Annotated in this window: 10 protein-coding genes and 1 pseudogene; 7 read left to right on the forward strand and 4 right to left on the reverse strand. The window is 70.2% G+C overall.

What is annotated here, in order from left to right:
• The first annotated feature begins 17 nt into the window (after positions 1 to 17).
• The 4 genes from IM770_RS13265 to IM770_RS13280 all read left to right on the forward strand — a co-directional run bounded on the left by IM770_RS13265 (position 18) and on the right by IM770_RS13280 (position 4363).
• On the forward strand, positions 18 to 779 hold the full coding sequence (locus IM770_RS13265; RefSeq protein WP_203581614.1) for an SDR family oxidoreductase: 762 nt from the start codon (positions 18 to 20) through the stop codon (positions 777 to 779).
• Positions 776 to 2020 carry an acyl-CoA dehydrogenase family protein gene (locus IM770_RS13270; RefSeq protein WP_203581615.1) on the forward strand — a complete coding sequence of 415 codons (1245 nt, stop codon included), beginning with the start codon at positions 776 to 778 and terminating at the stop codon, positions 2018 to 2020. The genes IM770_RS13265 and IM770_RS13270 overlap by 4 nt, the downstream gene beginning before the upstream one ends.
• A complete protein-coding gene (locus tag IM770_RS13275; protein WP_307785461.1) occupies positions 2017 to 3105 on the forward strand; it encodes a phosphotransferase family protein in 1089 nt (362 codons plus the stop codon). The genes IM770_RS13270 and IM770_RS13275 overlap by 4 nt, the downstream gene beginning before the upstream one ends.
• A 79-nt stretch (positions 3106 to 3184) precedes the next feature.
• Positions 3185 to 4363 carry a thiolase family protein gene (locus IM770_RS13280; protein ID WP_203581616.1) on the forward strand — a complete coding sequence of 393 codons (1179 nt, stop codon included), beginning with the start codon at positions 3185 to 3187 and terminating at the stop codon, positions 4361 to 4363.
• A 436-nt stretch (positions 4364 to 4799) separates the two neighbouring features.
• On the opposite strand, the gene IM770_RS13285 is transcribed toward IM770_RS13280, so the two are convergent.
• Positions 4800 to 8189 carry a DEAD/DEAH box helicase family protein gene (locus IM770_RS13285; protein ID WP_203581617.1) on the reverse strand — a complete coding sequence of 1130 codons (3390 nt, stop codon included), beginning with the start codon at positions 8187 to 8189 and terminating at the stop codon, positions 4800 to 4802.
• A gap of 160 nt (positions 8190 to 8349) precedes the next feature.
• Positions 8350 to 8679 (reverse strand): DUF222 domain-containing protein, encoded by a 330-nt coding sequence (locus IM770_RS13290; protein ID WP_203581618.1) that lies wholly within the window; start codon positions 8677 to 8679, stop codon positions 8350 to 8352.
• 146 nt (positions 8680 to 8825) lie between these two features.
• On the opposite strand from IM770_RS13290, the gene IM770_RS13295 reads away from it, so the two are divergent.
• Together IM770_RS13295 and IM770_RS13300 are read left to right on the forward strand one after the other, a co-directional pair.
• Positions 8826 to 10310, forward strand: coding sequence for an HNH endonuclease signature motif containing protein (locus IM770_RS13295; RefSeq protein ID WP_203581619.1), 1485 nt, complete (start codon positions 8826 to 8828; stop codon positions 10308 to 10310).
• 130 nt (positions 10311 to 10440) lie between these two features.
• Positions 10441 to 11370, forward strand: coding sequence for an Ltp family lipoprotein (locus IM770_RS13300; protein WP_203581620.1), 930 nt, complete (start codon positions 10441 to 10443; stop codon positions 11368 to 11370).
• A gap of 39 nt (positions 11371 to 11409) precedes the next feature.
• Here IM770_RS13300 and IM770_RS18195 read toward each other — a convergent pair whose 3' ends face one another.
• Together IM770_RS18195 and IM770_RS13310 are read right to left on the reverse strand one after the other, a co-directional pair.
• On the reverse strand, positions 11410 to 12480 hold the full coding sequence (locus IM770_RS18195) for a restriction endonuclease subunit S (protein WP_203581621.1): 1071 nt from the start codon (positions 12478 to 12480) through the stop codon (positions 11410 to 11412).
• A gap of 77 nt (positions 12481 to 12557) precedes the next feature.
• A pseudogene (locus IM770_RS13310) lies at positions 12558 to 14158 on the reverse strand (type I restriction-modification system subunit M).
• Positions 14159 to 14457: 299 nt separating this feature from the next.
• Here IM770_RS13310 and pulA point away from each other — a divergent pair.
• Entirely contained in the window at positions 14458 to 20472 is a 6015-nt protein-coding gene (gene pulA / locus IM770_RS13315) for a pullulanase-type alpha-1,6-glucosidase (RefSeq protein ID WP_203581622.1), read from the forward strand.
• Positions 20473 to 20589 lie beyond the last annotated feature (117 nt).

A 20589-nucleotide genomic window follows, 5' to 3' on the forward strand; every position in this document is an offset into this window, starting at 1 on the left:
GGAGAGTGAGGACGAAGATGACCACACCGCTGCACGGACGCACGGCGATCGTGACGGGCGCGAGCCGGGGGATCGGCCTCGCCATCGCCGCGCGACTGGCCGCCGAGGGGGCGCGGGTGTGCCTCACGGCGCGTCACGCCGACGAGCTCGACGAGGCGGTGGCCTCATTGCCGGAGGGGTCCGCGATCGGTGTGGCCGGCGCCGCCGACGATGCCGAGCACCGCAATGCCGTGCTCGACCGCGTCGTGTCGGAGTTCGGCGGCCTCGACATCCTCGTCAACAATGCGGGCATCAACCCGGTGTACGGCCCGGTCGCCGAGCTCGACCTCGGCGCCGCCCGCAAGATCCTCGAGGTGAACGTCGTGTCCACCCTGGCGTGGACCCAGGAGGCGCTGCGCCGAGGGCTGGGCGAGGGCGGCCACGGCGGCAGCGTCGTCAACCTGTCGTCGGTGACGGGTGCGATCCCCTCACCCGGCATCGGGTGGTACGGCGTCACCAAGGCCGCCGTCGCCCACCTCACCACGACGCTCGCGGTCGAGCTCGCCCCGCGGGTGCGGGTGAACGCCGTCGCACCGGCCGTGGTCAAGACGCGCTTCGCGCGGGCGCTGTACGAGGGGCGCGAGGAGGAGGTCGCGGGCGGTTATCCGATGGGGCGCCTCGGGGTTCCCGACGACGTCGCCGGGGCGGTCGCCTTCCTCGTCGGGGACGATGCATCGTGGATCACCGGCCAGGTGCTCACCCTGGACGGCGGACTGCTCGGGGCGGGGGGCGCGGCATGAGCGCGGCATCCGTCTCCGAAGACCCCGGAGCCCGGGGCATCCCCGACGTCCGCGAGCTCCGCGACCGCACGCGCGCGTTCATCCGCGAGGTGGTGCTGCCGGCAGAGCCCGCCCCCGGCGCCCCGCTCACCGATGAGGTGCGCGACGAGCTGCGAGCGCAGGCCCGCGATGCCGGGCTGTTCGCTCCGCATGCGCCGGTGGCGTACGGCGGCCTCGGCCTGCCGCTCGACGCGTGGTCGCCGGTGTTCCAGGAGGCCGGCTACTCGCCGATCGGCCCCGCGGTGCTGAACATCATGGCTCCCGACGAGGGCAACATGCACCTGCTCCACGTGGTCGGCACGCCCGCGCAGCGCGAGCGCTACCTGGCGCCGCTCGTGCGCGGCGACGTGCGGTCGAGCTTCGCGATGACCGAGCCGCACCCAGGGGCCGGCTCCGATCCCCGGGCGCTGTCGACGACCGCCGAGCGGGTGGACGGTGGCTGGCGCCTCACCGGTCGCAAGCGGTTCATCAGCGGCGCGAACGGCGCCGCCTTCGCGATCGTGATGGCCCGCACGCCCGCCGCCGACGACGCGCCCGAGGGCGCGACGATGCTCCTCGTGCCGCTCGACGCGGCCGGTGTGACGATCGGTCCCGACGTGCAGACGATCGAGGGCGCGATCGCGGGCGGGCATCCTTACGTGAACTTCGACGGATGCTTCGTCCCCGACGACGACGTGCTCGGAGAAGCCGGCCTGGGGTTCCGGTACGCCCAGGTGCGGCTCGGCCCGGCCCGGCTGACCCACTGCATGCGGTGGCTGGGGCTCGCGCGGCGCGCGCACGACACCGCTCTGGACCGCGCGAACGCGCGCGAGCTCTTCGGCGCGCGCCTGCGCGATCTCGGTGTCGCGCAGGCGCTGCTGGCCGACAGCGTCATCGACCTCGAGACGTCCGACGCCATCATCGACAAGACCGCCCGCGTGCTCGTCGCAGACCCGCGTGCGGGCGAGGCGCTGTCGTCGGTGGCCAAGGTGCACTGCTCCGAGGCGGTCTTCCGCGTGATCGACCGCGCGGTGCAGCTGTGTGGAGGCGACGGCGTCACCGACGCGCTGCCGCTCATCCAGTACCTCAATGAGGTGCGCCCGTTCCGGATCTACGACGGGTCGAGCGAGACCCATCGCTGGGCGATCGCGCGGCGCGCGGCATCCACCCGCTCCCGCGAGGTCGAGGCGGGCGCCGCTCGGCTCGACGAGGTAGCCCCGTGATCACGGCACCGGATGGCACCGAGGTCGTCGCGACCTGGGCCGATGCCGCGGATCTCGACCGCCCGCCGCTCCTCGTCGTCGACGCCGTCGAGGAGTACCTGCGGCACGCCGGGTTCGGTCAGGGGGCCCTCGCGTGGGAGCGTATCGGCGAGGGGCATTCGAACGTCACCTACGCCATCGGGTACGGCGGGCACGACCTCGTGCTGCGGCGCGGTCCCCGTCCACCCCACCCGCCGTCGACCCACGACATGAGTCGCGAGGCGCGCGTGCAGCGCGTGCTCGCGGCGGCGGGCGTGCCGGTGCCGCCGATCGTCGCCGAGTGCGACGATCCCGCGGTGCTCGGCGTGCCGTTCTACGTCATGGCGCGCATCGACGGAGATGTCGTGACGGATGCCGTGCCCCCGGCCCTCGACGACCCCACCGGTCGGCGCGGCATCGCCTTCGCCGCCGTCGACGCCCTCGCCGCACTTCACGCGGTGCCGGTCGACACGGGCGAGGTCGCGACCCTCGGTCGCCCGGACGGCTACCTGTCACGGCAGGTCGGACGCTTCGCCGCGCTGTGGGAGGTGAACTCGCGGCGCACGTTCCCCGCTGTCGACGAGCTCGCCGCGTGGCTCGCCGAGCGGATGCCCGCCACCCAGCGGGCATCGGTCGTTCACGGCGACTTCCGCATCGGCAACCTGATGTACGCGCCGGGCGCCCCGGCGCGCGTCGCCGCGATCCTCGATTGGGAGATGGCGACGCTCGGCGATCCGCTCGCCGACCTGGGTTACTTCACCGCGACCTACGCGCGCCCGGGTGTGCGGCCGACGCCGCTCGAACTGACGACCGTCACGCGACTCGACGGGTTTCCCGAGACGTCGGAGCTGGTCGACCGCTATGCGGCGCGGCATCCGCTCGATCTCTCGTCGCTGCCCTGGTACGAAGCGCTGGCGTTCTTCAAGGCGGCCGTGTTCTGCGAGGCGTTGTACACCCGATGGCTCGACGGGCAGCGGCCCGGCGACACCTTCGGCCCGACGCTCGAGGAGGGCGTGCCCCGGCTGCTCGAGGCCGCGCAGGAGAGGGCGGCGGCGCTGCGGGCCTGACCCGCCGCGCGGGAGAGGGACGGATGCCGGGGGCCGCGGCATCCGTCACCGCCGTAGGCTTTTGAGCAGGAGGTCTCCCATGCCCCAGGCCGTCATCGTCGATGTGGTCCGCACTCCGTCCGGGCGCGGCAAGCACGGAGGAGCGCTGAGCGCGGTGCACCCGGTCGACCTCGCCGCGGGGGTGCTCACGGCGCTGCTGGGACGCAGCGGACTCGAGTCGCGGCAGATCGACGACGTGCTCATGGGGTGCGTCAGCCAGGTCGGCGACCAGTCTCTCAACATCGCGCGCCAGTCGGTGCTCGCCGCGGGCTTCGACGAGTCGGTCCCCGCCGTCACGATCGACCGGCAGTGCGGGTCGAGCCAGCAGGCCGCGCACTTCGCCGCGCAGGGCGTGATCGCCGGCGCGTACGACATCGTGATCGCGGCCGGAGTCGAGTCGATGAGCCGCGTGCCGCTGGGATCGGCCGCCCACGGCGGCGCGGTGTCGCAGGGGGTTTCGCGCCGCTACCCCGAGGGCCTCGTGAACCAGGGCGTGTCTGCCGAGCTCATCGCCCAGCGCTGGGGGTTCACCCGCGAAGAACTCGACGAGTACTCGGCCGAGTCGCACCGGCGGGCGACGGATGCCTGGGCCCGCGGCGCGTTCGACGCGCAGGTCGTGCCGGTCCTGGCCGGCGGCCCCGAGGCGGTCGCGTTCGACGAGACGGTGCGGGGCGGCACGACGGCGGAGTCCCTCGCGGGGCTGAAGCCGGCGTTCCGCACCGACGAGCTCGCCGCCCGCTTTCCCGACCTGGATTGGCGCATCACGGCGGGGAACTCGTCGCCGCTCACGGACGCGGCATCCGCTGCGCTCATCATGAGCGAGGAGAAGGCGGTCGAGCTGGGGCTGACGCCGCGGGCGCGGTTCCACTCGTTCTCCGTGGTCGGCGACGACCCGATGCTCATGCTGACCGGACCCATCCCCGCGACCCGTCGGATCCTGGACCGCAGCGGCCTGTCGATCGACGACCTCGACGTGTACGAGGTGAACGAGGCGTTCGCGTCGGTGCCGCTCGCATGGCAGCGCGAGCTCGGTGCCGACCCGGCGAAGCTCAATCCGTGGGGCGGCGCGATCGCGCTCGGCCACGCCGTCGGCGCGTCGGGCACGCGCCTGCTCGGCACGCTCGTGTCGGCGCTCGAGGCGACCGGCGGCCGCTTCGGCCTGCAGACGATGTGCGAGGGCGGCGGCATGGCCAACGCCACGATCATCGAGCGGCTCTGACGCGGGCAGCGGCTGGCGCGAGTGGCGCCGGTCGGGCGCTTGATGTGGTTCGGTGGGCTGCCGGCTCGCGAATCCACGCCGGTTGGTGGGCCTCAACGTTGGTTCGTGAGCTTGACGTCGGCCGAGAGGCAGCTGTGAGACGGCTTAGCGCGTCTATACGCGCATCATAGGGAGCGGTTAGAGTCTTCCACGAAGACGCCGTCCGCAAAACGGGTCGGCGAAGCCGCATTCCTCGCCATCTTGGGGCTGGCAAGGCAGCGGCGCGTCGACGTCTTCAAGCCGTCCGGGTGGGGGAGTGCAGTGCATAAGGGCCCGGATCACAGCACTGAGATGTGCGGCTCGTCCCTGGACGATGGGGTACCAGGGACGAGCCGGGCTTTCGGCCGCAGGCGGCTGAACCTGGCGGGCGTGACGGCTGGGGCCCGGGCGCGGGCGGCTACGCGGTGGCCTGATCGGCGACCGGATCTGCGCTGTCGTCGAAGCGGCGGATGCGCGCGATGAGGTCGGTGACCTGCGCGTCGCTGAAGATCTCGTCTGGGCCCTCGGGCGCGACGCCGTCGAAGGGGTCCTCGTACAGCCGCCGCGGGTCGAGGTACCCCGCGATCGTCAGCTGCTGCACGACGAGGTCGACGAACGCGTGCTGACGGTGGGTGAAGCCGGGTGCTGCGACGAAATCGGCGAGGGCCTCTTCGATCGCCGAGCGCTCCATGCCGACGATCGAGCGCAGGAGTCGTCCGAGTCCTCCCGCACCGGCGGCCTCGTCGTGCAGCTGCGCCGCGTCGACCCCGCCGGCCGATGTGAGCACTTCGTGCAGCTGGTCGAGGTCGACCTGCGTGAGCGGTCGACCGGTCCGCAGCTTATGCAGGGCGACATCGGAGCGGCCATCGAGGAAGCCGAAGAGCTTGTCGCGGAATGCCCGCCGGTCGAGCCCGGGCACGACGCGCGTGAGCGCGACCTCGCGCACTCCGTCGAGGGTGTCCTCGAAGTCGGAGTAGACGATCGCCTGGCCTTCGCGCCCGATCAGCCGGACGAGGGCGCGCAGCTTCACGCGCACTCGCTCCAGTGACACGACGTCGACGTCCTCCCACCACGCCGGATCGGCGATCGCGTCGAGCAGCGCGGCCTGTGCGGCGACCGCCGGGATGCTCCGCTGATCGGCGAGTGCCCGGGCGATGCCGATGATGCGGGTGGCTATGCCGGTGGGCGCCGGCTCTCCGCTCGCGATGGCGACCTGGGCGTCGAGCACAAGGGCGTCGAACCTCTTGGCGGCTTCGTCGGAGTCCTGCTCGGCGGCGGAGGGAAGCCCGGCGAGCTCGGCGGCCTCGTCGACGTCGTCGGCCCCGAAGCCTTCCCACGCCGCCGCATCGGCGAACCGCTCGACGGCGCGCAGGCGCGTGCGAACGAGGAAGTTGTCGCGATTCATGCCGGCGACGGCGGCGTGCAGGCGCCCGGCGAGCGCCGCGCGCAGGGTCGCGGCATCCGTCGCGTCCGAACCTTGCAGCGCCGCGAGAAGCCGCGTCCGCAGCCGGAAGGTGCGCTCCGAGAGCGAGAGCGAACGGGCGGGAGATGGCTCGGGCAGCTCTTCGTTGAAGAAGTCGATGTTGCCGCACACGTCGAAGATGACGAAGTCGCGCTTGTCGTCGCCCGGTCCGTAGAGGTCGGGGCGCAGCCGGGTGCCGCGGCCGACCATCTGCCAGAACTTGGTGTGAGAGTTGACCGGCTTGAAGAAGACGAGGTTCACCACGTCGGGCACGTCGATGCCGGTGTCGAGCATGTCGACCGAGATTGCGACCTGAGGGCTCTTACCCGGGGTGGAGAACGCGTCGATCAGCGTCTGCGCGTACGGTCCGGACGCGTACGTGATCACGCGTGCGAGGGCGCCGCGCTGCTCGGGGTAGTTGGCGTCGAACCGCGACTCGATGAACTCGGCGTGCCGCTGGTTCTTGGCGAACACGATCGTCTTGCCGAGCACGTCGCCGCCGCCCACGCGGCGGCCCTCGGCCATCAGCACCTCGAGCACCTTGTCGACGGTGTCTTTGTTGAACAGCCACCGGTTCATCGCGGCGGCGTCGACCTGGTCGGGGATCTCGCCGTCCTGCCACTCGAGCTCGTCCCACTGCTCGCGCTCGGCTTCGGACAGGTCGGCATAGCGGATGCCGCTCGTCATGAATCCGAGATCGATCGGGCGCGCGGCGGGCGGCACGAGATAGTGGCCGGCGATCGCGTCATCGAGCTCGAAGGCGTCGGTCGGCACGCCGTCGTCGAGTTCGAAGAGGCGGTACGTGTTGTGGTCGACGTCGGCGCGCGGCGTCGCAGTGAGGCCGACCACGAGCGCGTCGAAGTACGAGAAGATCTCGCCGTAGCGGTTGTAGATCGAGCGGTGCGCCTCGTCGACGACGATGAGGTCGAAGTACCCCGGGCCGAAGCGGCGCAGGGAGTCCTCGCCGGAGTCGATCAGCCCCATGACCGTCTGATAGGTCGAGACGAAGACCCGTCCCTCGCTGTCGCGATCGGTGACGAGGTTGACGGGGGCACTGTCGGGCAGGTGGGTCTTGAACGCACCGACGGCCTGGTTGACGAGCGCCGTGCGGTCGGCGAGGAACAGCACGCGCTTGACCCAGTTGGCCTTCTGCAGCACGTCGACGAGGGCGATGACGGTGCGGGTCTTGCCCGTGCCTGTCGCCATGACGAGCAGCGCACGACGGCGTTGCTGCTCGAACGTCTCGGTGACGGCGCGAATGGCGCGCAGCTGGTACGGGCGCTCGACGATGGTGCGATCGATCGTGGCCGTCGCGAGCGGGCGGAGGGTGGTGCGGCGCTGGATGGCGAGGGCCAGCTGATCCTTGGTCATGTACCCGGCGACGGCGCGCGGCGGGTAGCGGCGGTCGTCCCAGAGCCAGGTCTCGAAGCCGTTGGTGTAGTAGATCAACGGACGCTGACCGAAGTCGCGCTCGAGGGCGTCGGCGTAGATCTCCGCCTGAAGCCGCCCTTCCTTCGCACTCTTGGTGGTGCGCTTGGCCTCGACGACGGCGAGGGGCTTGCCGTCATCGCCCCACAGCACGTAATCCACCTTCCCGGCGCCGGAAGGACTAGGGATGCCGCTCACAGCCCACTCGCGATCGCGCGCGTCGGCGAGGTTCCAGCCCGCTTCGCGCAGGTGCAGGTCGATGAGGTCGCGTCGCGTCTCGGCCTCGGTGGCGAGCGTCGGATCGGGGATGCCGTGTTCCGCGTGGGCCGCCGCGTTCGCCGTCTTGGCGGCGGCTGCTTCGGCGCGGAGGGTCTCGAGTTCCTTCTTGAGGGCGGAGTTCGCTTCCCGCTCCTCGGCGAGGGCACGACGGGCGTCGTCGAACTCGGCCTGGGTGCGCTCGAGCTCGGCGCGAGCCCGCTGGACCACCGCGGCCGGAGCCGGCGGAACGAGGGCGAAGTCGAAGGGCGCCGGCTCGGCGGCGTCCGGATCTCCATAGCAGTGGTCGAGCCAGCGGCAGATCGTGTGCAGCTGCTCGAGTGAGCCGCGCGCCCGCCCGAGCGGCATGTCTTCTTCCTTGTGCACGGCGTCATTGCCCACCCGGCGCACGATTCGCAGGCCGCCGTCGACGTTCGCGCCCACGGCGCGACGGAACGGGGCCTGCGCGGTCAGGTTCGCGAACGAATCGTCGTAGGGGCGCGGAAGGCCCTCAGCCACGTAGATCCACTCGGTGAACATCTCACCGGCGCGCCGCGAGTAGGTCGCGGATGCGCGGGGGTCGCTGCGCAGGTACGACTCGGCGCGGGACGCGGCCTCCCACACTTTCGGCCAGCGGTCCCGGACGAAGTCGAAGTTCCCCACGAACGCTCCCGGCGGCAGGCTCGGCCCCTGCCCTCGCGCCATGCTAGCGAAGGGCGGGGACGTGCCGCGGAAGGCCGGCCTGTCGGCGGCGGTAGGTGTGGTTGCCGGCGTCGGTGCGCCTGCCTGCCGGGCTTCGCGATCGCCCCTGTTGCGGGCCCCGTCAATGCCGCCCGGACCTTGCGGCCAGTTCGACCTCGAGGGCTGCCGAGACACGTTCCATCAGAAGCATCAGCGCGTCGAAGCGCCGCTGCCCGTCCGTGCGTTTGTTGCGAGTCCCGCCGGGAAGGAAGCTGCGCATGTCCTCCGCGGCGAGCTCGGCCGTGACTCTGCCGAGCGCGTGGATGAGGGCGGCGCCCGCGTCGCCGCCGATCTGGCCGTCGAAGTGCAGCATCCCGTCGTGCTCGTCGCTGTTCGCCACGATCGTCTCGAATGCTTCGAAGATGAGGAGGGCCGGTTCGCCTTCGACCAGAGGTCCGTTGTTGTCTGTCATGGGGGCACCGTAGGGCGGGCGACGGACATCGACTCCGCCTCCTCCACAACGGGGGGGAAGAGGCATGGGACGAGAGTTGTCCACAGACACAAAAGTTACGTTGACCGGGGCATTTCGATGTCGGAACCCCTCGCCAGAATGGATGCATGACGAACCTTGGGGCCGCCCTCGCCGACCTTGGCGACGCGCTCGCGGGGGTGGTGGCTGCGGCGTTGGACGACGGGCTGCGCGCGTGCGACGACGCCGACGTGCTGTCGGCGCTCGCGGTCGCAAGCCACATCCAGCGGGGGGCGGAGGCGATCATGGTCGAGGCCGTGGCACAGCTGCGCGACCGCGATGATCTCCGGGTGCACCCCGACCGGGCGACGACCCGATACGGATGCCGCAACCTCGGTGAACTCGTCCAGCGGGCCACCCGCGTTTCGGGCCGTAGCGCGGCCGACCTCATCACCGCCGCCGTGGCGGTGCAGCGCAGCACCGCGCCGTCGACGGGCGAGGTGCTGCCGCCGTCGTTCCCCGGCATGCGCGGCGCCCTCGCGGCGGGGCAGGTGGGCGTGGACGCGGTCGTGGCGGTGGCTTCGGCGTTCCGTCGGGGCGGCGTCGGACGGGCCGACCTGCTTGCCGCCGACGAAGAACTGGCGGCCGCGGCGTGCGGCGACGGTCCCGACGCCGCAGGGCCGGTAACGGCGGACGAGCTGCGAGCGCTCGCGCAGGTATGGGCGGCGTACCTGGATCCGGACGGTGCCGAGCCGGTCGAGGCACGGGCGTTGCGCAAGCGCGGACTGTCCGTCGGCCGTCGCGACGGCGACGGGCTCGTTCCGGTGCGCGGTCACCTCCTGCCCGAGGTCGCCGCGCAGCTGCAACTCGGATTCGACAGCGTGCTCAACCCGCGGGGCGACGGTGCGCCGGTGATCGGCCCGTGCTTCACCGAGGTGAGGGCCGGCGCCACCATCGATGGGTCCGCCGGCGAAGCCGGAGCTGGCGCCGACGCTGACCCGAGCGCGCCCTCCGAGGCTTCAGCCGATTCGCGCACCCGCACGCAGAAGCAGCACGATGCCCTGGCCGTTCTGCTGACGGCGGCTGCGGCGTCCGGTGAGCTGCCGACCCTCGGCGGCGCCGCGCCGACACTCGTGGTCTCGGTGCGGGAGGAGGATCTGGCGACGGGTCGCGGATACGCGCACCTCCCGGGTGACGACGAGCCCATCTCGATCACCGCGGCTCGCCACGTCGCGTGCGCGGGTGCCGTTCAGCGGGTGGTGCTGGGCGATGACGGCCGGATCGTTTCGCTGGTCACGCTGGATCGGGTCTTCAACCACCATCAGCGCCGCGCGATCACGGTTCGCGATGGCGGATGCCTCATTCCCGGGTGCCAGGTACCGCCGCAGTGGTGCGAAATCCATCACGTCGAGGAGTACTCGCGAGGCGGGCCGACGCACACCGACAACGGCGTCTTGCTGTGCTGGTTCCACCATCGCACCATCGACACCGGCGGCTGGCAAGTGGCGATGATCGGCGGGGTGCCGTACGTGAAGGGCCCGTACTGGTGGGACGCCGAGGTGAAGTGGCGACCGGCCACGAAATCTCCCACCCGACTGAGTGACAGACTCCGGGCGCGAAGTCCCGGTCGTTGAGCGAGCGCAGCGAGACGAAACGCGTGCCTCGACAGCCCGATGTCGGAGGTCTGGTGTGTCCTGTTCTACTGGCCGTCGGCCGGTGGCGCATACCTGGGGGTCTGCGCCTCGAACGACCAGAAGGTTCGTCATGTCCGAAAACCTCAATGCAGACAACGCGGCTCAGTCGCAGCTTCCGCCTCGCGGCTGGTATCCCGACCCCGGCGACGTCGCCGTTCGGCGCTACTGGGACGGCGCCGGGTGGACCGAGCACACCGCCGTGCCCACCGGCGGGGCGGCATCCGAAGAAGGGCAGGTGCGGGTGGGGGCCGCACCCGCGGGCGATGGTGGGGCTGCGGTGGCGACCTCACCTGCCGGCGCGGGCGCCGTGGCGACCGGCAAGCGCGGTCTGCCCTCGCTGAAGTGGTGGCAGTGGACGCTCATCGCGTTCGGCGTGCTGCTCCTGCTGAGCATGATCATCGCCGCGGTGAACGGTGGGCGTGCCTCTGGCGATAACGCGTCCGCCGAGAAGCCGGCCGCCGTCGAGGAGGCCGAAGAAGTCGCCCCGGCGGCCGAGCCGGAGCCGGTGGACGATCGCGAGGAGGTCCCCGGACTGGTCGGCGCGACCGTGGCCGAGGCTCGTGCCGCGGTGGAGGGGGCCGGCTTCGTGCTCGCGGTGCCGGCCGGCACCGGCGACGACTGGCTGGTGGTGACGCAGACGCTGAGCGAGGGTCGCAAGGCGGATGCCGGAACAGAGGTCTTCGTGACCGCAGAGGCGCCGAAGCCGGTCTACACGCTGGCGCAGCAGAACGCGATCGATCAGGCGCAGTCGTACCTGCGGTTCGCCGGGTTCTCACGCACCGGGCTCATCGAGCAGCTGGAGTACGAGGGCTACTCGACCGAGGACGCCACCTTCGGCGCCGACAACGCCGGTGCCGACTGGAATGCGGAAGCCGCCGAGAAGGCCGCCAGCTACCTCGAGTTCTCGTCGTTCTCGCGCGACGGCCTGTATGACCAGCTCGCGTACGAGGGCTTCACGGACGCCGAGATCCAGTTCGGTCTGGCGGCCGTGGGCTACTGAGAGTGGTGCGGGCGGCCGTCGGTGTGGCGGCCGCCCGTGTCACAGCTCGCCGCGGAACGCGCGGTGCTGGAGAGAGGCGAAGAGCGCATCCGAGCGTCGCTGCGACGCTGAGCGGTGGGCCGCGGCCGAGTCCACGAGGGAGACAGCAGTGACGAACTCGTCGCGAACTTCTCGAGGAGGGACCGGCACCTGGACGGCCTCGAAGCGAGACTTCGACACCAGCCCCTGCATGCCGCCGTTCGAAGCTTCGCGCACTCGATCTGGGTCGGCCCGGAAGATGGCGAGCGCGAACCTAGGCTCTAGCTCGCGAGGAACGAACGCGTTGATCTGCTGATTGAACGCGACCTCACGGTCCAATAGGGAAGCGGTGCCAATGGACTGCAAACTTCCAGCGATGCATGTCACCAACACCGCCCCGGGCGGCGCGAGTCGAGCACGTCGAGCACCCTGCGCGGACAACGATTCTGTGGCCGTCTTGACATAGAGTCCATCGGATCGGAGATTGTCGGACTTTACCCATTCCAACGGGCCGCCGTAATTTTCACGGTTGGAGCGTGGCGGCGTGTTGCCCGTGATGACTGTGCCGAGGGCGCCGATCGGTGCGTGCGGCCATCGTTCCCGGGCAATCGTGCGAGTGCCGATCATCTCGAGAAAACAGGCGTGTGCAAGATCGTTCGTGGCGCGTGCTGCCACCCGAGTCGCAGATCGGAGCTTGTCAGCCTCGCCCAGGATCGCGCTGATGCGGCGTTGCTCCGGGACTGACGGTAGTGGAACCCGCTGAGCGAGGAGTAGCCGCTCATCGATTCGCTGACGATTGGTGGCCCCGAAGCTCATGGCCTGGAAGCGAGCCCAGAAGGACGGCGCGCGCACTAGGTGTGTCAGGTACGCCGCATCTACACGACTCAGATCCAGTCCGAAGGTTGGAAAGTCTTTCGATACGACGGCCCCATCGAGATCGGCCGGAATGATCGCGAACGCTCCGTTGCGGGCGTCGATGCGCGAGTAGATGAGATCACCGCCGCGGACTCGTGATCCACGAAACGGGCGCGGGGTCTTTCCTTCGCCAATGGACCGCTGAATAGCACCAGCGCCACGCAGCTTGACCGTCACAAAGCGCTCGTTCTCTGGCTTTGCAATCCATTCGGTCTCTGTTCGAGGTATGAGAACGGTGCTAAGCGTCTCCCACCTCACGCGAGCATCTCCCGCAGCCGCTTCAGGCCGTCCTGGATCTCGACCTCGAGCGCGTCGAGCTCGTCGAGAATCTCGGCCGGGGACCGGTGCTCGACCTCCTCGAGCTCGATCTCCTTGTACCGGTTGAGGCTGAGGTCGTAGCCGTTGTCGACGATCTCCTGCCTCGGAACGAGGAAGGACTGGGCCGTGCGGGGGCGGGAGTGCTCGCCGTCTGCGCCGGGTGCAGGCGTTTCGTCTCGCTCGTTCCACGCTCGCGCAACCGCCGAGTCCGAGGCGGGCGTTTCGTCTGGCTCGTTCCTCGCTCGCTCAACGGCCGAGCCTGGGTCGCGCAGGGAGCGCCAGCGGGCGAGGACGTCGGGAGGTCGTTCGCCTCGATCGGGGTGCGCTTATCGTCGAGAGTCATGCCGTCGGCGCGCACGTCATAGAACCAGACGTGGTCGGTGCCGCCCGACGACGTCTTCGTGAACAGAAGAATCGCGGTCGACACTCCGGTGTACGGCTTGAACGTCCCGGACGGGAGCTTGATGACGGCGTCGAGCTTGTGATCGTCGACGAGCATCTTGCGCACGGCTTTGTGGGCGTTCGACGACCCGAACAGCACGCCCTCGGGAACGATGACCGCCGCACGGCCGCCGTTGCGCAGCATCCGGATCATCAGCACGAGGAAGAGCAGCTCGGTCTTGCGGGTCTTCACGACCTTCTGCAGATCCTTCGACACCGTCTCGTCGTCGAGCGACCCGGCGAACGGAGGGTTCGCGAGCACGAGCGTGTACTGGTCGAGACCGGGGTGGCCCTCCGACAGCGAATCCGCCCGCTCGATCGTCGGGTTCTCGACGCCGTGCAGCAGCATGTTCATGCTCGCGATGCGAGCCATCGCGGCGTCCGAGTCGTAGCCGGTGAACATGGGGCCGTTGAAGTGGGCGCGGGTAGCGGCATCCGTCCAGATCTCGGGATGCTGCTCGCGCAGGTGCTCCTCGGCGGCGACCAGGAACCCCGCGGTGCCGACCGCCGGATCGATGATGAGGTCGTCAGGGCGCGGCTGCTGCAGCTCGACCATGAGCTTGATGATGTGTCGCGCGGTGCGGAACTGACCGTTCGTGCCGCTCGTCGACAGCTTCATCAGCATGTACTCGTAGATGTCGCCCTTGGTGTCGCGGTCCTCCATCGGAATCTCCGCGAGCAGGTCGACCACCTTCGTCAGCAGCGCCGGCGTCGGGATGGTGAAACGCGCATCCTTCATGTTGCGCGCGTAGCTCGATCCTTCGGCGCCCAGCCGTCGCAGCCAGGGGAAGACGTGGTCCGACACCACCTCGAACATCTCGGAGGGGGAGTAGTTGGTGAAGACGCTCCAGCGCAGGTCGCTGTAGGGCCGGCGACCGGCAAGGTCGGAGTCGAAGCCCTCGGGAAAGACCGGATCCTCGATCGGGTCGCCGAAGCGCGCCGCCTTGAGTTCCTTTTTGGTGTGCAGCTCGTCGAGGCGCTTGATGAAGAGCAGATAGGTGATCTGCTCGATGACCTCGACGGGGTTCGCAATTCCCCCCGACCAGAAGGCATCCCAGACCCTGTCGACCTGCCCTTTCAGCGGACCCGTGACCACACCGTCTCCCCTCGCGCGTGCAACGTTCCCACGCTAGTCCAGCGGGCTCGCCACGGATCCCGCGACGTGAGCCCCCTGGCGGCGTTTCGTCTCGCTGCGCTCGCTCAACGACCGGCGAGGAGGACTGCAAGCGGTTGCGACACACCGTCGCGCGCGCTTGCCGCGGGCACCGGCATCCGCTCTGTGAGAGCCCTCTCATGATGTAAGCGCTTGCAGTTTTCGACGACCCGCTGATAGCGTCGGTCGCACACTGCACCACGGGCACGTCGGCGTGCCCATGCCCCACCCCAGGAGCTTCTGTGTCGAAGTCGACCCCAGCACGTGCCCGCATCGCGGCCGCCAGCCTCACGGCCGCCGCCCTCATCCTGACCGGAGGAGTGGCCGCGATCGCGCCGGCCGCCGCGGCCGAGCGCACGTTCGCGCTCGTCGGCAGCCTGCAGTCAGAGCTCGGCTGCGCCGACGACTGGAAGCCCGACTGCGCGGCGACCGAGCTCGCCGCGACCGAGACCGCCGGCGTCTACGCCGCCGACTTCGACGTGCCCGCCGGATCCTACGAGTACAAGGTCGCTGTCAACGACGCATGGGACGAGTCGTACGGTCTCAACGGAGGCGGTGACAACATCCCGCTCACGATCGACGGCCCAGCGACGCTGCGCTTCGTCTTCGACGACAACGCCCACCGCGTCGGCGTCGAGGTGAAGAGCCTGCGCGCCGGCTACACCGCCGACGACGACGCACTCGTCGCGGCACCCGTGCGCCAGGCGGGCAGCCAGGAGCAGTTCTACTTCGTCATGACCGACCGGTTCGCCAATGGCGACCCCGCCAACGACGCCGGGGGTCTCGAGGGCGACCGCCTCACCACCGGCCTCGACCCGACGGACAAGGGCTTCTACCACGGCGGCGACATCGCCGGCCTGCGCGAGAACCTCGACTACATCGCCGGCCTGGGCACGAGCGCCATCTGGCTCACCCCGAGCTTCAAGAACAACCCGCTGCAGGGCGAGGGTGCGAACGCGAGCGCCGGCTACCACGGGTACTGGATCACCGACTTCACGCAGATCGACCCGCACCTCGGCACCAACGCCGAGCTCGAGGCGCTGATCGACGAGGCGCACGCCGAAGACATCAAGGTCTACTTCGACATCATCACGAACCACACCGCCGACCTGATCTCGAACACGCAGGGCCAGTACAGCTACATCGACCAGGCGACGAGCCCGTACAAGGATGCCTCGGGCACCACGTTCGACCCCGCCGACTACGCGGGCACCGACACCTTCCCTGCCCTCGACGCCGCGACGTCGTTCCCGTACACGCCGGTGGTGAACGACGCGACCGCGAAGGTGCCCGATTGGCTCAACGACCCCACGCTGTACCACAACCGCGGTGACTCGACCTGGTCGGGCGAGTCGGTCACCTACGGCGATTTCTCGGGTCTCGACGACCTGATGACCGAGCACCCCACCGTCGTGAACGGCTTCGTCGACGTCTACCAGGACTGGGTCGACCTCGGCATCGACGGCTTCCGCATCGACACCGCCAAGCACGTCAACTTCGAGTTCTGGGAGCAGTGGACCACCGAGGTGCTCGACTACGCGCACTCGCTCGGCAAGGACGACTTCTTCATGTTCGGCGAGGTCTACGACGCCGACCCGGTCAAGCTCTCGCCGTACGTGCGCGACACCGACATGAACTCGGTGCTCGACTTCACCTTCCAGTCCTCGGCGGTGAGCTTCGCCGCCGGCAACAGCGCGAAGGGACTGCAGGCCCTGTACGCGGGCGATGACTGGTACACGACGACCGACACGTCGGCGACGGCGCTGCCGACTTTCCTCGGCAACCACGACATGGGCCGCGTCGGATACATGCTGCAGTCCACGCCCAACGCCCTCGAGCGCGACCTGCTCGCGCACGACCTGATGTTCCTCGGCCGCGGCCAGCCCGTCGTCTACTACGGCGACGAGCAGGGCTTCGCGGGCACCGGCGGCGACAAAGATGCGCGCCAGACGCTCTTCGCGACCCAGGTCGCGGAGTACCAGAACCAGAAGCTGATCGACGGGACGACGGCCGGCTCGGTCGACCGCTTCAGCACGACGGCGCCGGTCTACGAGCGCATCGCCGACCTCGCCGCGCTGCGAGAGGCCCACCCCGCCCTGGTCACCGGCGCGCAGATCGAGCGCTACGCCGACAACGGCGCGGGCGTCTACGCGTTCTCGCGCGTCGACCGCGACGACAAGGTCGAGTACCTGGTCGCCCTCAACAACACGACGGCGGCCAAGACGGTCGACCTCACGACGCTCACCGCGAACGCCTCGTTCGCGCCGGTCTACGGCACCGACACCGCGGTGTCGACGGATGCCTCGGCCGCGGCATCCGTCACCGTCCCGGCTCTCTCGGCGGTCGTCTACCGCGCCGGGACCACCGTGACAGCTCCGGAGTCGCCGCTCGCCATCACCGTGAGCGCCCCCGCCGCCGGCGCGGGCCTCGCCGGCTCGGTCGCCGTCGGCGCCGACGTGGACGACGCGACGTGGCAGGAGACGAGCTTCTCGTGGCGCGTCGTCGGCTCCGACGAGTGGCACGCGCTCGGCACCGCCGAAGACACCGACCCGCGCGTGTTCCACACGATCGAGGGTCTGGCGGGCGGCACGCTCGTCGAGTACCGCGCCGTCACCACCGACGCAGCCGGGCGCCACGCGGCCGCTTCCACCTACGCCTCGGTGGGCAACGCCGTGTCGCTCGTCGTCGAGGAGGAGCCCGAGTCGCCGATCGACATGGTGACCGTGCCCGGAAGCCTGAACTCCGAGATGGGCTGCGCCGGCGACTGGACGCCCGGCTGCGAGGCCGCGAAGCTCACGCTCCGCGCCGACGGCATCTGGGCCGGCACGTTCGACCTGCCGGCGGGGACCTACGAGTACAAGGCCGCGATCAACGGCACGTGGGACGTCAACTACGGCGCGAACGGCGCACCCGGCGGCGGCAACATCGCCATCACGCACGGCGGCGGAAAGATCACGTTCTACTTCGACCCGCGCTCGAACATCGTGCAGTCGACCGCCGAGGGCCCAATCGTGACGCTGCCGGGTTCGGCGCAGAGCGAGCTGGGCTGTGCCGGCGACTGGGCACCCGACTGCCTCGCCACCCTCATGGCCGACGGCGACAAGGACGGCGTCTACGAGTTCTCGACCGACGAGATCCCCGCGGGCGCGTACGAGACCAAGGTCGCGCACGGCCTCAGCTGGAACGAGAACTACGGCGTGGGAGGAGCCCCGGGCGGCGCGAACTACTCGTTCAGCGCCAGCGACGGCAAGCTGATCGACTTCCGCTACACCCTCGCCACGCACGTGCTCGAGATCGTGGTCGCCGACCCGCCGCTCGCCGGCACCGGTGAGCAGCGCGCGCACTGGCTCGACGCCGACACGATCGCGTGGCCGGCCGACCTCGGCGCCGTGCCCGCAGACGCCTCGTGGCAGCTGCACGCGTCGGCCGAGGCATCCCTGGCCCTCGTCGACGGCGAGGTGACCGGCGGCGACGCGATCGACCTCACGGTCGTCGACGGCGGCATCACCGCCGAGCAGAAGGCCGAGTTCCCGGCTCTCGCTGGCTTCGTCGCACTCCGCGTGCCGGCGGGGACGGATGCCGCGGCCCTCGTCCGCCGGCAGCTCATGGTGTCGCAGCGCGACGCCGACGGCGAGCTGTCGGCCTTCACCGGCGTCCAGATCCCGGGCGTGCTCGACGACCTGTACGCCGGCGCCGTGGCCGATGCCGAGCTGGGGGTCACGTTCCAGGGCAAGAAGCCGACGTTCCGCCTGTGGGCGCCGACCGCGCAGTCGGCGACACTGCTCACGTGGGAGGCCGGGGCCGACGGCGACCCCGTGCGGCACGAGGCCACGTGGGATGCGGCATCCGGAATCTGGACCGTCGAGGGTGACAAGTCGCTGAAGGGCGACGAGTACCTGTGGGAGGTCGTGGTCTACGCTCCGACGACCGGCGGGATCGAGACGAACCAGGTCACGGACCCGTACTCGGTCGCACTCACGACGAACTCCGAGCGCTCGGTCGCGGTCGATCTCGCCGACAAGCAGTGGCGGCCGAAGGGCTGGGAGAAGACGAAGGCTCCCGTGATCGACCGCCCGGTCGACCGCGCGATCTACGAGCTGCACGTGCGGGACTTCTCGATCACCGACGAGTCGGTGCCCGAGGAGGAGCGCGGCACCTATCGTGCCTTCACGCGCGACAGCGCGGGGACGGCGCAGCTGCGCCAGCTCGCCGACGCCGGCATCAACACCGTGCACCTGCTGCCGACCTTCGACATCGCCACGATCGAAGAGGACCGCTCGCAGCAGGCGGTGCCGGACTGCGACCTCGCGTCGTACGCGGCCGACAGCACCGCGCAGCAGGCCTGCATCGAGCCGATCGCCGACGCGGACGGCTTCAACTGGGGCTACGACCCGTACCACTACACGACGCCCGAGGGCTCGTACGCGGTCGACCCCGAGGGCGGCGCGCGCGTGGGCGAGTTTCGTGAGATGGTCGGCGCGCTGCACGGCATGGGGCTGCAGGTCGTCCTCGACCAGGTGTTCAACCACACCTCCGCCTCGGGTCAGGCGCCGACCTCGGTGCTCGACCAGGTGGTGCCCGGCTACTACCAGCGCCTCAATCCGGCGGGCGGCGTCGAGACCTCGACGTGCTGCCAGAACGTCGCGACCGAGCACGAGGTCGCGCAGAAGCTGATGGTCGACTCGGTCGTGACCTGGGCGCGCGAGTACAAGGTCGACGGCTTCCGCTTCGACCTGATGGGACACCACTCGAAGGAGAACATGCTGGCCGTCCGCGCCGCGCTCGACGAGCTCACGCTCAAGGCCGACGGCGTCGACGGAAAGGCCATCTACCTCTACGGCGAGGGCTGGAACTTCGGCGAGGTCGCGAACAACGCCCTCTTCGAGCAGGCCACCCAGGGGCAGCTCGGCGGCACCGGCATCGGCACGTTCAGCGACCGACTGCGCGACGCCGTGCACGGCGGCAGCCCGGTCGCCGGCGAGACGATCCAGCAGCAGGGCTTCGGCACCGGCCTCGGCACCGACCCGAACGGCGCGCCGATCAACGGCACGACCGAGCAGGCTCTCGCCGACCTGGCGCACCAGACCGACCTCGTGAAGCTGGGACTCGCGGGCAACCTGCGCGACTACACGCTGACCGATCACACCGGTGCGGTGAAGGCGGGCGACGAGCTCGACTACCGCGGGGCGCCGGCCGGCTACGCCGACCAGCCCGACGAGATCATCACGTACGTCGACGCGCACGACAACGAGACGCTGTACGACCTGTCGGTGCTGAAGCTCCCGGCCGACACGACGATGGCCGATCGCGTCCGCATGAACACGCTGTCGCTGGCGACCACGGCGTTCGCGCAGACCCCGTCGTTCTGGCACGCCGGCACCGAGCTGCTGCGCTCGAAGTCGCTCGACCGCAACAGCTACAACTCGGGCGACTGGTTCAACCGCATCGACTGGACGGGCCAGGAGTCGACCTTCGGCTCGGGCCTGCCGCGCGCAGCCGACAACGAGGAGTCGTGGGCGATCAAGCAGCCGCTGCTGGCCAACCCGGCGAACAAGCCGGGCGCAGCCGACATCGCCACGGCCGAGGCATCCGCTCTCGATCTGCTCCGCGTGCGCGAGGAGGTCGGCCTGTTGCGACTCGGGTCTGCCGAACTCATCGGCGAGAAGGTCACCTTCCCGAACAGCGGAACGGATGCCGCACCCGGCGTACTCGTGATGCTCATCGACGACCTCGTCGGCGAGGACGTCGACCCTGAGCTCGACGGGGCGCTGGTCGTGTTCAACGCCGGCACCGAAGCGACGACCCAGACAGTCCCGTCGCTGGCGGACCGCTCGTTCACACTGACGCCGGCGCTCGCGAACGGCGCGGACCCCGTGGTGAAGACCACGACCTGGGATGCGGCGACCGGCACGGTCACCGTCCCGGCCCGGTCGGCGGTGGTGCTCGTCGACCGTGAGCCGGTCGCGACGAAGACGCTGGTGTCGCCGACGAAGGTGGTGGCCAAGTCCGGCACCACCGTGCCGGTGGCGGGCGTCGTGACGGCCGCGGACCGCTCTGCTCCCGTCGGCACGGTGACGATCACCGACAACGGCACGGTGGTCGCCACCGTCGAGCTCGTCGCCGCCGACAAGGGGCGCGTGAGCGTGGGAGTGAAGCTCGCCGGCCGGGGTGTCCACCTCATCCGCGCCACGTTCACGGGTGCGGGCGACCACGCGGATTCGCGGGCGCCCATCCCGGTTCCGGTGCTGGTGTACTGACGGGTGCACAGCCGGGCGGGCGGATTCCGCCCGGCTGCGCCGCCCGTGGCCCGATTCGACTGCGCCGTCGCGTGGTCCGTCCCCGCCCCTCCGCCGGCGCCGGAGCGGACTCGTGGG

This window comes from Microbacterium hibisci, from assembly GCF_015278255.1.
GTDB classification, from domain to species: domain Bacteria; phylum Actinomycetota; class Actinomycetes; order Actinomycetales; family Microbacteriaceae; genus Microbacterium; species Microbacterium hibisci.

Excerpts from the sequence above, each read along its gene's own strand:
- IM770_RS13265 (WP_203581614.1), top strand. The coding sequence starts at position 18 with ATGACCACACCGCTGCACGGACGCACGGCGATCGTGACGGGCGCGAGC.
- IM770_RS13270 (WP_203581615.1), top strand. The coding sequence starts at position 776 with ATGAGCGCGGCATCCGTCTCCGAAGACCCCGGAGCCCGGGGCATCCCC.
- IM770_RS13280 (WP_203581616.1), top strand. The coding sequence starts at position 3,185 with ATGCCCCAGGCCGTCATCGTCGATGTGGTCCGCACTCCGTCCGGGCGC.
- IM770_RS13290 (WP_203581618.1), bottom strand. The coding sequence starts at position 8,679 with ATGACAGACAACAACGGACCTCTGGTCGAAGGCGAACCGGCCCTCCTC.
- IM770_RS13295 (WP_203581619.1), top strand. The coding sequence starts at position 8,826 with ATGACGAACCTTGGGGCCGCCCTCGCCGACCTTGGCGACGCGCTCGCG.
- IM770_RS13300 (WP_203581620.1), top strand. The coding sequence starts at position 10,441 with ATGTCCGAAAACCTCAATGCAGACAACGCGGCTCAGTCGCAGCTTCCG.